We start from the raw sequence: 13,590 nt of genomic DNA on the forward strand, positions 1-13,590 counted from the left end.
AAGCCCCCGACGACTCCGCCGCCCACCACTCCGGCGCCGACCGTCGAGCGGCTGGAGAACGCCGGCACCGGCAAGCTCTCCGCCACGGCCGGCGAGGCGTTCGCGGAGCGCGTCACGGTGCGCGGCGAGGACGCCAAGGGCAAGGCCGTCGGCAAGGTTGCGGTGCAGTTCCTGATCGTCGGCGACACGGACGCGAAGTTCGCGGGCGGCGGGAAGACGGCGGTCGTCACGAGCGGCACCGACGGCACCGCCACGGCGCCCGCGCTCCAGGCGGGCGAGAAGACCGGCGAGTTCACGGTGCGGGCGAGTGTCGTGGACCGTAAGGTCCCGGCCGTCGACTTCACGGCGACGGTCACCGAGCGCCAGGCGGACGCGGTCGTCAGGACCGGCGACAAGGAGCTGACGGCGGCGCCGGGCGCGGAGTTCGCCGACAGCGTGGAGGTCAGGGCCACCCACCAGGGCGAGATCGCCCGGGGCGTGGCGGTCAAGGCCACCATGATCAAGTCGGCCGACGACGCGTCGCCCGCCGACAAGGGCCCGCACTTCAAGGACGCGGCGGGTCAGCCGCTGCGATCCCTGACGGGGCTGAAGACGAACGACCAGGGTGTGCTCGTCCTCCCGAAGATCTTCGCGGACGACGCGGTCGGCACGTTCCTGCTCCGCATCGAGACGGCCGGCGGCGCGAAGGTCACGATCGAACTGAAGGTGGCGGCCCCCGCCTAGACTCGGCCGGTCACCGAGCGCGCGCCGCCCCCTCCGCCACGGTGGAGGGGGCGGCGCGCTCATGCCTCAGCGACGGTCGTTCAGCTTCCGTGTCGCCACCGCCCGCGTGGGGTCCTCCGGCCACGGGTGCCGCGGGTAGCGGCCCCGCAGCTCCGCGCGTACGGCGCGGTAGCCGTCCCGCCAGAAGGACGCCAGGTCGGCGGTGACCGCCGCGGGACGCCCGGCGGGGGAGAGTAGATGGACCAGCACCGGCACCCCCGCGACCGTCGGCGTCGCCGTCAGACCGAACAACTCCTGCAGTTTCACCGCCAGTACGGGCTGCTCCCCGCCGTAGTCGACACGTACGCGCGACCCGCTCGGCACCAGGACGCGCTCGGGCGCCAGCTCGTCCAGCCGCCTCGCCTGGCCCGAGGACCACGGCAGCAGACGCCGCAGCGCCTGGCCCGCGTCGATCCGGGCCAGATCCGCGCGGCGCCGGGCCTTCGACAGCTCGGGCTCCAGCCAGTCGTCCGCGCCGTCGAGGAGCGCGGCGTCCGAGACGTCGGGCCACGGGGCGCCCAACGCCCGGTGCAGAAAGCCCAGTCGATCCCGCAGCGCGTGCGCGTCGCGCGTCCAGCGCAGCAGCGCGCCGGGTCCCTCGCGGTGCAGACCGTCCAGCAACGCCGCCCTTACCCGTGCCGGGTCGGGGTCGCGAAGCGGCCGCGCGGACAGTTCGACCGCGCCGAGCCGCTGTACGTCCCTGGCGACGACGTCACCGTCCTCCCAGCGCACCTCCTGGCCCGAGACGAGCAGATGCGCGGCGGCGGCACGGGCCGTGTCCTCGTCGATGACGGCGGCCAGCCGCACCCGCGCAGAAGCGGCCGTCGCGGGCCGGTCCGCGACAGCGACGGCCAGCCACGGCGCGGTGCGCAGCGCGGACCCGTCACCCAACTCCGCGCCGGTCCCGGACACCATGAGAAACGCCCCGGCGCCCCGCGCCCGCGCCACCCGCTCGGGAAACGCGAAAGCGGCCACCACCCCGGCGACGAGGTCATCGGCCAACCCACCTGCCCGGTCCGAACCGCCCGGGCGCTCGCCCAGGACGGTCCGCGCCCGCTCGGCGCCGCCTTCGCCGGCGCTTCCGCCGTCCCCTCCGTTACGGCGCGCCTCTCCACTGCCGCGTGGCCGCTCGTTCGGGCTGTTCCCGGCCCGGTCGGTGCCGCCGCCGCCCTCGGCGGCTCCGTTGTCTCGTCCGTCGCGACGCGCCTCGCCTGCCTTGTCGTCCCGCCCGGCACGGGCGGCTCTCGCGGCCCCGTCACCCCGGCGTGGGTGCTCGTTCCGGTCGGTACTGGTGGCGTCGGCCGCATCGGGCCCGTCGGCGTCCAAAGCTCCGCGCGTGCCGCTGCCGTCCCCTCCATCACGGCGCGCCTCGGCGGCCTTGTCGTCCCGGTCGGCGCCGCCCCGCCCCGCCCCCTCCGGGTTCCCCGGCAGGGCCGAGGCCAGCCTTCTGGACTCCTGGCGCCAGCGCGTCGCGTAGCCGTCGCCGCCGCGTCTCGCCGTGCGCCACGCGGACGCCAGGTCGTCCCCGTACGCCCTCGGCGGTTCCTCGCTCAGCAGCGCCACCACCTCCGCCGCCCGGCGGGCGCCCACCTCCCGCGCGCCGTCGAGCAGGGCGCGTGCCAGGCGTGGGTGCAGGCCGAGGCGGGCCATCCGGACGCCGCGACCGGTCACCCGGCCCTCCGCGTCCACCGCGCCGATCGCCGTCAGCACCGCACGCGCGGCGGCCAGCGCCCCCGCCGGCGGCGCGTCGAGCAGTGCGAGCCCCGAGGCGTCCGGGTCGCCCCAGCACGCCGCCTGCAAGGCGAACGCCGCCAGGTCGGCGACCTTGATCTCCGGCGCGGGGAACCGCGCGAGCCGCGCCTCCTCGGCCTGGTCCCAGCACCGGTACACCGCGCCCGGCGCCTCGCGCCCCGCCCGTCCCGCGCGCTGCCGGGCCGCCGCCTGCGAGGCGCGCACCGTGGTGAGCGCGCTCAGCCCCCGCGCGTGGTCCGTACGCGGCTCACGCGCCAGCCCCGAGTCGACCACCACCCGCACACCCGGCACCGTCAGGCTCGACTCCGCCACCGAAGTCGCCAGTACGACACGGCGGTTGCCGCCCCCCGACCCCGCCAGCACCGCGTCCTGCACCTCCGCGGGCGCTCGGCCGTGCACCTGGAGCACCTCGGCGCCCAGTGCGTCCGGGCCGCCCAACCGGCCCGCCACGCGGCCGATCTCGCCGACGCCCGGCAGGAAGACCAGCACGTCGCCCGGGCGCTCGGCCAGCGCGGTGCGTACGACCGAGGCCACGTGCGTCAGCAGCGCCGGATCGACCCGCATGCCGTGCGGGGGACGCACCGGACGCGGCGGCGGCGCCCACACGACCTCCAAAGGATGCGTCACTCCGCGCGCCTCCACCACGGGCGCGTCCCCCAGCAGCCGCGCCCACCCCTCGGCGTCGGTCGTCGCGGACGCGGCCACCAGCCGCAGTTCGGGCCGGAGCGTGGCCCGTACGTCCAGCAGGAAGGCCGCCACCGTGTCCGCGTCCAGGTGCCGTTCGTGGCACTCGTCGATGATCACGACGTCGGTACCGCCGAGTTCCTGGTCGCGCTGGAGCCGCTGGAGCAGCACCCCGGTGGTCACCACCTCCACCACCGTCCCGCGCCCCACCACGCGCTCCCCGCGCACCGTGAACCCGACGCTGCCGCCGACCCGCTCGCCCAGCAGCCACGCCATGCGCCGGGCCGCCGCGCGTGCGGCGATCCGGCGCGGCTCGGCGACGATCACCCGCCGCAGCGGTCCCCGCGCGCCCCCGCCGGGCCGCACGAGCCCGGCCAGCACCAGCGGGACCAGCGTCGTCTTGCCCGTGCCGGGCGGCGCGCACAGCACGGCGCACCCCGGCCCATCGAGGGCCGCCTCCAGCGCGGGAAGGGCGGTACGGACGGGCAGACTGCCGAGGACGTCGTCGCGGATCACACCCTCAGTCTCGTACGCAGACGAAGATCGCCGACCCCGGGATCAGATTCCCGCGCAACGGCGACCAGCCGCCCCACTCCTGGGTGTTCCAGGCCGGCCACTCCGGCTCCACGAGGTCGACCAGCCGGAAACCGCCGGCCACCACGTCCCGTACCCGGTCGCCCACCGTCCGGTGGTGCTCCACGTACATCGCGCGCCCCCGCTCGTCCTGCTCCACGTACGGGGTGCGGTCGAAGTACGACGAGGCCACCGACAGGCCCTCGGGCCCGGGCTCGTCCGGGAACGCCCAGCGGATCGGGTGCGTGACCGAGAAGACCCAGCGCCCGCCGGGCCGCAGTACCCGCCGTACCTCGCGGAACACCCGCACCGGATCGGCGACGAAGGGGATCGCGCCGTACGCGGAACACGCCAGGTCGAAGGAGCCGTCCCGGAAGGGCAGCGCCCCGGCGTCCGCCTCCACAAGAGGCACGTCGTCGCCGATGCGCAGCGCGTGCTGGAGCTGCCGGTGGGAGAGGTCGAGCGCCACCGGGCGCGCGCCCTGCCTCGTCAGCCAGCGCGAACACTGCGCCGCGCCCGCCCCGATCTCCAGGACGTCGAGGTCCTTGAGGGACTCGGGCGGGCCCAGCAGCTCCGCCTCCACCTCGTCCAGGCCCTCCGGTCCCCAGACGAACCGGTCGTCTCCCAGGAAGGTGCCGTGCTCGATCTGGTAGTCGTCGGCGTTCCGGTTCCACCAGCCCCGGTTGGCGCGGCTGCTCTCGGTGCTGTCGCTGTCGCGGCGGGTGGGTTCCGGTTCCTGCTGCTCTGCCTGCTCTTGGCTCATCGTGTCCGTCGTCGTAGTGTGCGGAGAGGCGTCACGAACCGTGCCGTCCCGTAGCCGTTCGGTCAGCGGCTCGGGCCGCCGCGCGGCCGTCGTGGCCTCATGAAACGTTTGTTGTGCCGGGTATGGGGCGTTCCGCCCCGGGTGTGCGCCTTCGCGCATTGACCGTGTCCGGCTGCCCCCGTATGCTAAAGGTTGCGCTGCGGGCTTGCGCGCCTCAGACGTAGCAGGCCGCGCTCGCATCTGTTGTGGGTCCCCTCGGCTGTCGAGGCGCCTTCCTCTCGGGAATGGCGCTTCCTTGGCTGTCCGGTTTCCGGCAGATGGCGATACGGGCTCTCGGCGTGGCAGTACCTACGACTCAATGTCCGTACCGGAGCCTTTACCCACATGACGAGCAGCACCGAGACCACCGCCACCACCCCGCAGGTTGCGGTCAACGACATCGGTAACGAGGAAGCATTCCTCGCCGCGATCGACGAGACGATCAAGTACTTCAACGACGGCGACATCGTCGACGGCGTCATCGTGAAGGTCGACCGGGACGAGGTCCTGCTCGACATCGGTTACAAGACCGAAGGCGTCATCCCCTCCCGCGAGCTTTCGATCAAGCACGACGTCGACCCCAACGAGGTCGTCGCCGTGGGCGATGAGATCGAGGCCCTCGTTCTCCAGAAGGAGGACAAGGAAGGCCGGCTCATCCTGTCCAAGAAGCGTGCGCAGTACGAGCGCGCCTGGGGCACGATCGAGAAGATCAAGGAAGAAGACGGCATCGTCACCGGCACCGTCATCGAGGTCGTCAAGGGTGGACTCATCCTCGACATCGGCCTCCGTGGCTTCCTGCCGGCCTCTCTCGTCGAGATGCGCCGCGTCCGCGACCTCCAGCCCTACGTGGGCAAGGAGCTCGAGGCCAAGATCATCGAGCTGGACAAGAACCGCAACAACGTGGTCCTGTCCCGCCGTGCCTGGCTCGAGCAGACCCAGAGCGAGGTCCGCCAGACGTTCCTCACGACCCTGCAGAAGGGCCAGGTCCGCTCCGGCGTCGTTTCCTCGATCGTCAACTTCGGTGCGTTCGTGGACCTCGGCGGTGTCGACGGTCTCGTGCACGTCTCGGAGCTCTCCTGGAAGCACATCGACCACCCCTCCGAGGTTGTCGAGGTCGGCCAGGAAGTCACCGTCGAGGTTCTCGACGTGGACATGGACCGCGAGCGTGTCTCCCTGTCGCTCAAGGCGACGCAGGAAGACCCGTGGCAGCAGTTCGCCCGGACGCACCAGATCGGCCAGGTCGTTCCCGGCAAGGTCACCAAGCTCGTTCCGTTCGGCGCGTTCGTCCGCGTCGACGAGGGCATCGAGGGTCTGGTCCACATCTCCGAGCTGGCCGAGCGCCACGTGGAGATCCCGGAGCAGGTCGTCCAGGTCAACGACGAGATCTTCGTCAAGGTCATCGACATCGACCTCGAGCGCCGTCGCATCAGCCTCTCGCTGAAGCAGGCCAACGAGGCGTTCGGCGGCGACCCGGCCTCGGTCGAGTTCGACCCGACGCTGTACGGCATGGCTGCCTCGTACGACGACCAGGGCAACTACATCTACCCCGAGGGCTTCGACCCCGAGACCAACGACTGGCTCGAGGGCTTCGAGGCTCAGCGCGAGGTGTGGGAGACCCAGTACGCCGAGGCGCAGACCCGCTTCGAGCAGCACCAGGCCCAGGTCATCAAGTCCCGCGAGGCCGACGAGGCCGCGGCTGCCGAGGGCGCTGCCGCCCCGGCGGGCGCCGCTCCCGCCGCCTCGGGTGGCAGCGGTGGCGGTGGCGGCGGTTCGTACTCCTCGGAGTCCCAGGACAACTCCGGCGCCCTGGCGTCGGACGAGGCCCTGGCCGCCCTGCGCGAGAAGCTGGCCGGTGGCCAGAGCTGACGCTCCGACCCCGTAGTCGGCCGGTAGACAGCTGAACGTGAGGCCCGCTCCCTTCGGGGAGCGGGCCTCACGCGTGCTCCCGGGGCGGGGTCGGGGCAGGGCCTGGTGATCGGGGGTGACCGGGGCGTTCGCGGCGTCAAGTACCGTACGGGGTCGGCGTCCTGGCTCCCGTACCACCGGCGCGGGTTCTTCGCCGACCGCGTGCCCGGCCGGATGCGGGGCGCACGGGTGGGGAATGCTCACGCCCCAGGGCGCGTTCTTCCTGAGGAACACGAGGAGGACCGGTAATCGTGCTTGATCCGCAGGATTTGTACGAGTGGGAGCCCAAGGGCCTGGGAGTCGTCGACATGGCGCTCGCCCAGGAGTCCGCGGGTCTTGTCATGCTCTACCACTTCGAGGGCTACATCGACGCGGGGGAGACCGGCGACCAGATCGTCGAAAACCTGCTGGAGTCGCTGCCGAACCAGGTGGTGGCGCGCTTCGACCACGACAGACTGGTCGACTACCGGGCCCGCCGCCCGCTGCTGACGTTCAAGCGCGACCGCTGGTCGGGCTACGAGACGCCGACGCTGGAGGTGCGACTCGTCCAGGACGCCACGGGCGCCCCGTTCCTGCTGCTGTCGGGACCCGAGCCCGACGTCGAGTGGGAGCGCTTCGCGGCGGCCGTGGGACAGGTCGTGGAGCGTCTCGGGGTACGGCTGGCCGTCAACTTCCACGGCATCCCGATGGGCGTCCCGCACACACGCCCCGTCGGCATCACCCCGCACGGCAACCGCACGGACCTCATGCCGGGCCACCGCAGCCCCTTCGACGAGGCACAGGTGCCCGGCAGCGCCGAGGCGCTCGTGGAGTACCGCCTGATGGAGGCCGGGCACGACGTGCTCGGCGTGGCCGCCCATGTCCCGCACTACGTGGCGCGGTCCTCCTACCCGGACGCGGCGCTGACCGCCCTGGAGGCGATCACCGCGGCGACCGGACTCGTCCTGCCCGGCGTCGCGCACGCCCTCCGTACGGAGGCGCAGCGCACGCAGACCGAGATCGAGCGCCAGCTCGGCGAGGGAGACGAAGAGCTGGTGACGATGGTGCAGGGCCTTGAGCATCAGTACGACGCGGTGGCCGGCGCCGAGAGCAGGGGCAATCTGGTGGCCGAGTCGGCGGAGCTTCCGTCGGCGGACGAGATCGGGCGCGAGTTCGAGAAGTTCCTCGCCGAGCGGGAGGGCGACGCGTAGCACGCGGGATACGAGGCGCCGGGCGCCCGCGTGCGGCGCGCGGCGCCGGAATGTCCCGTGCGGACGACGTCTCGTAAGAGGCAGATCCACGGCCTAAGCTGCCAGGCATGCTGAAAGTGGGCCTGACCGGCGGGATCGGTGCCGGAAAGAGTGAAGTCTCCCGACTGCTGGTCTCGTACGGCGCGGTGCTGGTGGACGCGGACAAGATCGCCAGAGAGGTTGTCGAGCCCGGGACTCCCGGGCTCGACGCTGTTGTCGGCGCCTTCGGGCCCGGCGTCCTCACCGCCGACGGGAGGCTCGACCGGCCGAAGCTGGGCTCGCTCGTCTTCTCCGACAGCGAGAAGCTCGCCACCCTGAACGCCATCGTCCATCCCCTGGTCAGGGCGCGTTCGGAGGAGCTGGAAGGCGCGGCGGGCGAGGACGCGATCGTCGTCCACGACGTGCCGCTCCTCGTCGAGAACGGGCTGACCGGGCTCTACGACGTGGTGGTCGTCGTTGACGCGTCCTCCGAGACCCGGCTCGACCGGCTCGTACGGGTGCGGGGCATGGCGGAGGCCGAGGCCCGCTCGCGGATGGCCGCGCAGGCCACCCGCGAGCGGCGGAACGCCGCCGCCGATCTGGTCATCGACAACGACGGGCCGCTGGAGAAACTGGAGCCGCAGGTCAGGGACGTCTGGGAGCGGCTGGTGGAGCGGGCCGCCGCCCACCGCTGAGGCGCCCGGCGGCCGGCTCTGTCATACCGCCAATCCGTGCGACGTTGAACGCGCGGACCGTAGGGGAAGGATTGGACCGTGCCCGAGAGCCCGGAGACCCACGTCATCGACTACCGCGCCGCGGAACAGTTGCTGGCCGCGCGTGATCCGCGCGGTGCCGTCAAACTGCTGGACTCCGTGATCGCGGCGCACCCCGAGAACACGGCCGCCCGGCTGCTGCGCGCCCGCGCGTTCTTCGCCGCCGCCCAACTGCGGCCCGCGGAGCTTGAGTTCGAGCTGGTCCTGGAGCGCGAGCCGGACAACGCCTTCGCGCACTTCGCACTGGCCCGCACCTACGAGCGGGCGGGGCGGCCCGAGCAGGCGACGAAGCACTTCAGACTGGCCGCCGCGCTCGATCCCAGGCCCGAGTACCTCAAAGCCGCGCGTTTCGACTCCGGGTCGGGGTCCGGTCCCGTCTCCGGCGACTGACCTCTTCGATCCCTTCGCCACCGTTCCCGTTCCCGTAACCGCCGCTGGTCCCGGTCCCCGTCCCGGCGTTCCGGTGGCTGTGATCCTCGAACGGCGGGACGTCACGGCCCGGCTGGAAGCGCGAACCCTGCCGTTTCCGGTGGACGACCACCAGGAAATCCGTCGCGACGATCAGCAGCAGCACCCCGCAGGCGATCGCCCAGCCCGGACGGCCGGCGATCGCGAAGGCCGCCGTACCGAATCCGGTCCAGATCAGGCCCCAGACACTCAGCCACCAGCGCATCCGCAGCGGACTGCGGGCGGTGAGCGGTTCACTTCCGGTGCGCATGGCATCGCACCTCCTGTGAGAGATGTACCCGGTCCGCGCCCCTGATCCACCGGGGCGCGGGACCCGAAACGAACCGACGGCGATTTCGCCGGTCCGACCGCCCGGAGAGCGATGACTTCCCGGCGGGGCGGGTGTCTACCTCCTTGAAAGCCACACCACGCGCATCACGGAGGAGACCCCCCATGTCCGAGGCTACGACCATCCCCACGCAGACCGCGCCCGCGCGGACCACCCCGCAGACCGCGCCCGCGTCCGCCGCAACTTCCCCCGCCCACACGGGGCCCTCGCGCCGCACGGACCTGACGGTGCGCACGCTCCAGATCGTCCTGGCGCTGTTCCTGGCGGTCGCGAGCGCGGGCCCGAAGCTCGTCGGCCACTCGTCGGCGGCCGACTCGTTCGACACGATCGGCTTCGGCGACTGGTTCATGTATCTCACCGGCGTCCTGGAGGTGGCCGGCGCCGTCGCGCTGCTGATCCCGGTCCTCTCCGGTGTCTCGGCGATCGCGCTCATCGGCCTGATGATCGGCGCCTTCATCACGCAGCTGACCGTCTTCGACGGCGAGAACGCGCTGACGCCGGTGATCTTCCTGGCCCTCTTCGCCGTGGTCGCGTGGGTCCGGCGGCAGCGGACCGCCGAATTCGTCGCGCTGGTGCGCAGCCGGATCTGACCGGTGGCCGACCTGCCCCGTCATGCCTGAAGACCGCATCCTCACACCGTGAGGGGATGCGGCCTTCAGGCATGACGGGGGCGCTGTCAGACCCCCCGCCTAGACTCGCGAAGTAACGAGATCTTGAGGTGTGCGACCCGGGCGGAGGGAGTGGGTGACGATGACGCCGGACGTGCCGACCCACGCGCCGACGCCCCTGGCCGGCTGCGCCGCGGTCTTCCTGCCCGCCGGGCTGCCCCGTGAAGGACGGGTCGCGTTCTGGGCCCCGGAGGGGGAGCCGGCCGCCGAGGGCGACCTCCGCACGACCGACCTCACGGTCGTGACTCCTGCGGACCCCGCCCGTCCTGCCGACCACGCCTCCACGGCCGCCCCGGCGGACGGCCCCGGAGTCCGCACCCGTGTCGTCCGCGCGGTGCTCATGCCCGTCGCCGAGGCGGTGCCCCTGCTGGTCCGCGCCCGCTCCGACGCCTCCGCCCACCCCTCCGCCGCCTGCTGGGGCGCCGCCGCGCTGCACGCCCTGCACCTGTCCGCCCGGGGCAGGCTGCTGCCCGGCCTCACCGCGTCCGACCACGACGCCTGGCGGGCCGGCCCCCTCGACGCGGACGACATCGCCCAGCTCCGGGCCATCGCCGCCGCCATGCCGTACGAGGCGCACGCCGTCCCGCTCCCCGAGGCGCTCCCGCCGCGGCTGCCCGAGCCGGAGGCGCTGGTGCGCGCCTTCCTCGACGCGGTCGCCGACGCCCTGCCCCGTACGCCCGCCGCCGCGTTCGCCGCGGGCGCGCCCTTCGCCGCGCAGGCCGCGCAGCACCTGCCCCGCGCCCGCCCCTGGGCGGCCGAGGCGGCGGCCGGGATGGACGCCGGGGTGCGCGTCTCGCTGCGCCTCGACCTCTCCGCGTACGAGCTGTTCGACTCCTCGTCCGCGCCGAAGACCACAGAGGAGTCCGGCGCCGAGCGGCGCGCCGGGGCCGCCCTCGTCCAGGTCCACAGCCTCGCCGACCCGACGCTCGTCATGGACGCGGCCCGGCTCTGGGCGGGCGACGGAGACGACGTCTTCGGACCCCGCGCCCGGATCGACGCCCTGCTCGCGCTGCGCCGCGCCGCCCGTGTCTGGCCGCCGCTCGCCCGTCTGCTGGAGTACGACGTCCCCGCCGTGCTGCCGCTCTCCGAGGACGAGCTGTACGACCTGCTCGGCCCGGGAGCCGCGAGCCTCGCCGCCGCCGGAGTGGCCGTCCACTGGCCGAGAGAGCTGGCCCGTACGCTCTCGGCCGCGGCCGTCGTACGCCCCGCGCCCGGCTCGGCCACGGACGGCACGCCCTTCTTCGACAGCGCCGAACTGCTCAAGTTCAACTGGCAGCTGGCGCTCGACGGCGATCCGCTCAGCGAGGCGGAGATGGACGCGCTCGCCGAGTCGCACCGGCCGATCGTCAGGCTGCGCGACCAGTGGGTGGTGATCGACCCCGACCTCGTGAGGAAGGCGCGCAAGCGGGAGCTGGGCCTGCTCGACCCGGTCGACGCGCTGGCCGTCGCCCTCACCGGCTCGGCCGAGGTGGACGGCGACCCGGTCGAGGCGGTGCCGACCGGAGCGCTGGCGGTCCTGCGTGACCGGCTCGTCCACGGCCCGGGAGCCGTCGGGCAGCCCGCCGGCCTGGACGCCACCCTGCGCGACTACCAACTGCGCGGCCTGGCCTGGCTCGACCTGATGACCTCGCTCGGCCTCGGCGGCTGCCTCGCCGACGACATGGGCCTCGGCAAGACGATCACCGTCATCGCGCTCCATCTGCACCGCGCCCGCCCGGTCCCGACGCTCGTCGTCTGCCCCGCGTCCCTCCTCGGCAACTGGCAGCGGGAGATCACCCGCTTCGCGCCCGGAGTCCCGGTCCACCGCTTCCACGGATCGGGCCGCTCGCTGGAGGGGGTGACGGACGGATTCGTCCTCACCACGTACGGCACGATGCGCGGCAGCGCTCCCGAACTGGCCGCCCACACCTGGGGGATGGTCGTCGCCGACGAGGCCCAGCACGTCAAGAACCCGTTCTCCTCCACCGCGAAGGCGCTGCGCACGATCCCGTCGCCCGCCCGTGTCGCGCTGACCGGCACCCCCGTGGAGAACAACCTCTCCGAGCTGTGGGCGCTCCTCGACTGGACGACCCCCGGCCTCCTCGGACCGCTCAAGTCGTTCCGCGCCCGCCACGCCCGCGCCGTGGAGAACGTGGAGCACGCGGGATCGGCGGGGACCACCGCGAGCGACGAGGCCGTGGAACGGCTCTCCCGGCTGGTCCGGCCCTTCCTGCTGCGCCGCAAGAAGTCCGACCCCGGGATCGTGCCCGAGCTGCCGCCGAAGACCGAGAGCGACCACCCGGTGCCGCTCACCCGCGAACAGGCGTCCCTGTACGAGGCCGTCGTGCGCGAGACGATGGCCGCCATCGAGAACGCGGAAGGCATCGCCCGGCGCGGACTGGTCATGAAGCTGCTGACCGCCCTCAAACAGATCTGCAACCACCCGGCGCAGTATCTGAAGGAGGACCGGGCCAGGCTCACCGGCCGGTCCGGCAAGCTCGCCCTGCTCGACGAACTGCTCGACACGATCCTGACCGAGGACGGCTCGGTCCTGGTCTTCACGCAGTACGTGTCGATGGCGCGGCTCCTCTCCGCGCACCTCACCTCCCGCGCGATCCCGTCCCAACTGCTGCACGGCGGCACGCCCGTCGCCGAACGGGAACGGATGGTGGACCGCTTCCAGTCCGGAGAGGTTCCCGTCTTCCTGCTGTCCCTCAAGGCCGCCGGCACCGGCCTCAACCTCACCCGGGCCGGTCATGTCGTGCATTACGACCGCTGGTGGAATCCGGCCGTCGAGGAGCAGGCCACGGACCGCGCCTACCGCATCGGCCAGACACAGCCCGTGCAGGTCCACCGGCTGATCGCGGAGGGCACCGTCGAGGACCGCATCGCCGAGATGCTCGCCGCCAAGCGTGCCCTGGCCGATGCCGTGCTCGGCTCGGGCGAAGGAGCCCTGACCGAGCTGACCGACCGTGAGCTGGCCGATCTCGTCTCGCTGCGGAGGCCGTCATGACCGCGCCGCGCGCCTCCCGGCACGACGAACGCCGCCGTACGTTCCCGGCCCTGCCGCCGAGGCCGGGCCCGGCCGGCGGTACGGACTTCGCCACCAGCTGGTGGGGCAACTCCTGGGTGGAGTCCATGGAGGACTCGGCGCTCGACCCCGCCCGGCTGCAGCGCGGGCGCGCCTACGCGGGTCGCGGACACGTGGACGCGATCACGGTCACACCGGGCCGGGTCATGGCCTATGTGCACGGCTCCCGGCCCCGCCCGTACCGCACGGAGATCCGGCTGCGCACCCTCGGCGACGACGACTGGGAAGACCTCCTCGACGCCGCGGCGGCCCGCCCCGACCACATCGCCGCCCTCCTCGACAAGGAGATGCCGCACGCCCTCGCCGCCTCGGCGGACCTGCTGCCGACCGCCGGTGACCTGACGCCCGACTGCTCCTGCCCCGACGACGGTTACCCCTGCAAGCACGCGGCGGCGCTCTGCTACCAGACCGCCCGGCTGCTCGACGAGGACCCGTTCGTTCTCTTCCTGATGCGCGGCCGGGGCGAGCACGAGATCCTTGCCGACCTGACCCGCCGCAACGCCACCCGCTCCGCCGCCGAACGGGGCACGGCGCCGCCGCCCATGCCCACGGTCGACGCGGCCACGGCGATGACCCCCCGCACCCCGCGGGCCCTGC

The 13,590-nt window shown here is 73.1% G+C and carries 10 protein-coding genes and 1 pseudogene; 8 read left to right on the top strand and 3 right to left on the bottom strand.

The window, feature by feature from the left end; all coding sequences use genetic code 11:
• Positions 1 to 723, top strand: a pseudogene (locus GXP76_RS28250) (lytic transglycosylase); the annotation flags it as partial.
• Positions 724 to 789: 66 nt separating this feature from the next.
• On the opposite strand, the gene GXP76_RS28255 reads toward GXP76_RS28250, so the two are convergent.
• Both GXP76_RS28255 and GXP76_RS28260 read right to left on the bottom strand, forming a co-directional pair.
• Entirely contained in the window at positions 790 to 3,714 is a 2,925-nt protein-coding gene (locus tag GXP76_RS28255; protein ID WP_242574446.1) for an ATP-dependent RNA helicase, read from the bottom strand.
• A 4-nt stretch (positions 3,715 to 3,718) separates the two neighbouring features.
• Positions 3,719 to 4,534, bottom strand: a complete 816-nt coding sequence (locus GXP76_RS28260) for a class I SAM-dependent methyltransferase (protein WP_242574447.1) — start codon at positions 4,532 to 4,534, stop codon at positions 3,719 to 3,721.
• Between the two features lie 384 nt (positions 4,535 to 4,918).
• On the opposite strand from GXP76_RS28260, the gene rpsA reads away from it, so the two are divergent.
• The 4 genes from rpsA (at position 4,919) to GXP76_RS28280 (ending at position 8,849) form a co-directional block, all read left to right on the top strand.
• The gene (gene rpsA, locus GXP76_RS28265) at positions 4,919 to 6,439 is read left to right on the top strand and encodes a 30S ribosomal protein S1 (protein WP_242574448.1); all 1,521 of its coding nucleotides are present in this window, start codon (positions 4,919 to 4,921) and stop codon (positions 6,437 to 6,439) included.
• A gap of 290 nt (positions 6,440 to 6,729) precedes the next feature.
• On the top strand, positions 6,730 to 7,668 hold the full coding sequence (locus GXP76_RS28270) for a PAC2 family protein (protein ID WP_242574449.1): 939 nt from the start codon (positions 6,730 to 6,732) through the stop codon (positions 7,666 to 7,668).
• Positions 7,669 to 7,775: 107 nt separating this feature from the next.
• Positions 7,776 to 8,381 (top strand): dephospho-CoA kinase, encoded by a 606-nt coding sequence (gene coaE, locus GXP76_RS28275; RefSeq protein WP_242574450.1) that lies wholly within the window; start codon positions 7,776 to 7,778, stop codon positions 8,379 to 8,381.
• A 78-nt stretch (positions 8,382 to 8,459) separates the two neighbouring features.
• A complete protein-coding gene (locus GXP76_RS28280) occupies positions 8,460 to 8,849 on the top strand; it encodes a tetratricopeptide repeat protein (RefSeq protein ID WP_242574451.1) in 390 nt (129 codons plus the stop codon).
• Here GXP76_RS28280 and GXP76_RS28285 read toward each other — a convergent pair.
• A complete protein-coding gene (locus tag GXP76_RS28285; protein WP_242574452.1) occupies positions 8,794 to 9,177 on the bottom strand; it encodes a DUF6343 family protein in 384 nt (127 codons plus the stop codon). The two genes, GXP76_RS28280 and GXP76_RS28285, sit on opposite strands and share 56 nt — an antisense overlap.
• Positions 9,178 to 9,359: 182 nt before the next feature.
• On the opposite strand from GXP76_RS28285, the gene GXP76_RS28290 reads away from it, so the two are divergent.
• The 3 genes from GXP76_RS28290 to GXP76_RS28300 all read left to right on the top strand — a co-directional run.
• A complete protein-coding gene (locus GXP76_RS28290) occupies positions 9,360 to 9,845 on the top strand; it encodes a DoxX family protein (protein WP_242574453.1) in 486 nt (161 codons plus the stop codon).
• Between the two features lie 160 nt (positions 9,846 to 10,005).
• Complete coding sequence (locus GXP76_RS28295) at positions 10,006 to 12,915, top strand: SNF2-related protein (RefSeq protein ID WP_242574454.1); 2,910 nt, start codon at positions 10,006 to 10,008, stop codon at positions 12,913 to 12,915.
• Positions 12,912 to 13,590: SWIM zinc finger family protein (locus tag GXP76_RS28300; protein WP_242574455.1), on the top strand; the 679-nt coding region annotated here is incomplete at its 3' end. The genes GXP76_RS28295 and GXP76_RS28300, both read left to right, overlap by 4 nt.

It is taken from the genome of Streptomyces sp. NP-1717, from assembly GCF_022695985.1.
GTDB lineage: Bacteria > Actinomycetota > Actinomycetes > Streptomycetales > Streptomycetaceae > Streptomyces.

Coding starts and splice junctions, on each gene's coding strand:
- GXP76_RS28290 (WP_242574453.1), top strand. CDS start 9,360: ATGTCCGAGGCTACGACCATCCCCACGCAGACCGCGCCCGCGCGGACC.
- GXP76_RS28285 (WP_242574452.1), bottom strand. CDS start 9,177: ATGCGCACCGGAAGTGAACCGCTCACCGCCCGCAGTCCGCTGCGGATG.
- GXP76_RS28260 (WP_242574447.1), bottom strand. CDS start 4,534: ATGAGCCAAGAGCAGGCAGAGCAGCAGGAACCGGAACCCACCCGCCGC.
- coaE (WP_242574450.1), top strand. CDS start 7,776: ATGCTGAAAGTGGGCCTGACCGGCGGGATCGGTGCCGGAAAGAGTGAA.
- rpsA (WP_242574448.1), top strand. CDS start 4,919: ATGACGAGCAGCACCGAGACCACCGCCACCACCCCGCAGGTTGCGGTC.
- GXP76_RS28295 (WP_242574454.1), top strand. CDS start 10,006: ATGACGCCGGACGTGCCGACCCACGCGCCGACGCCCCTGGCCGGCTGC.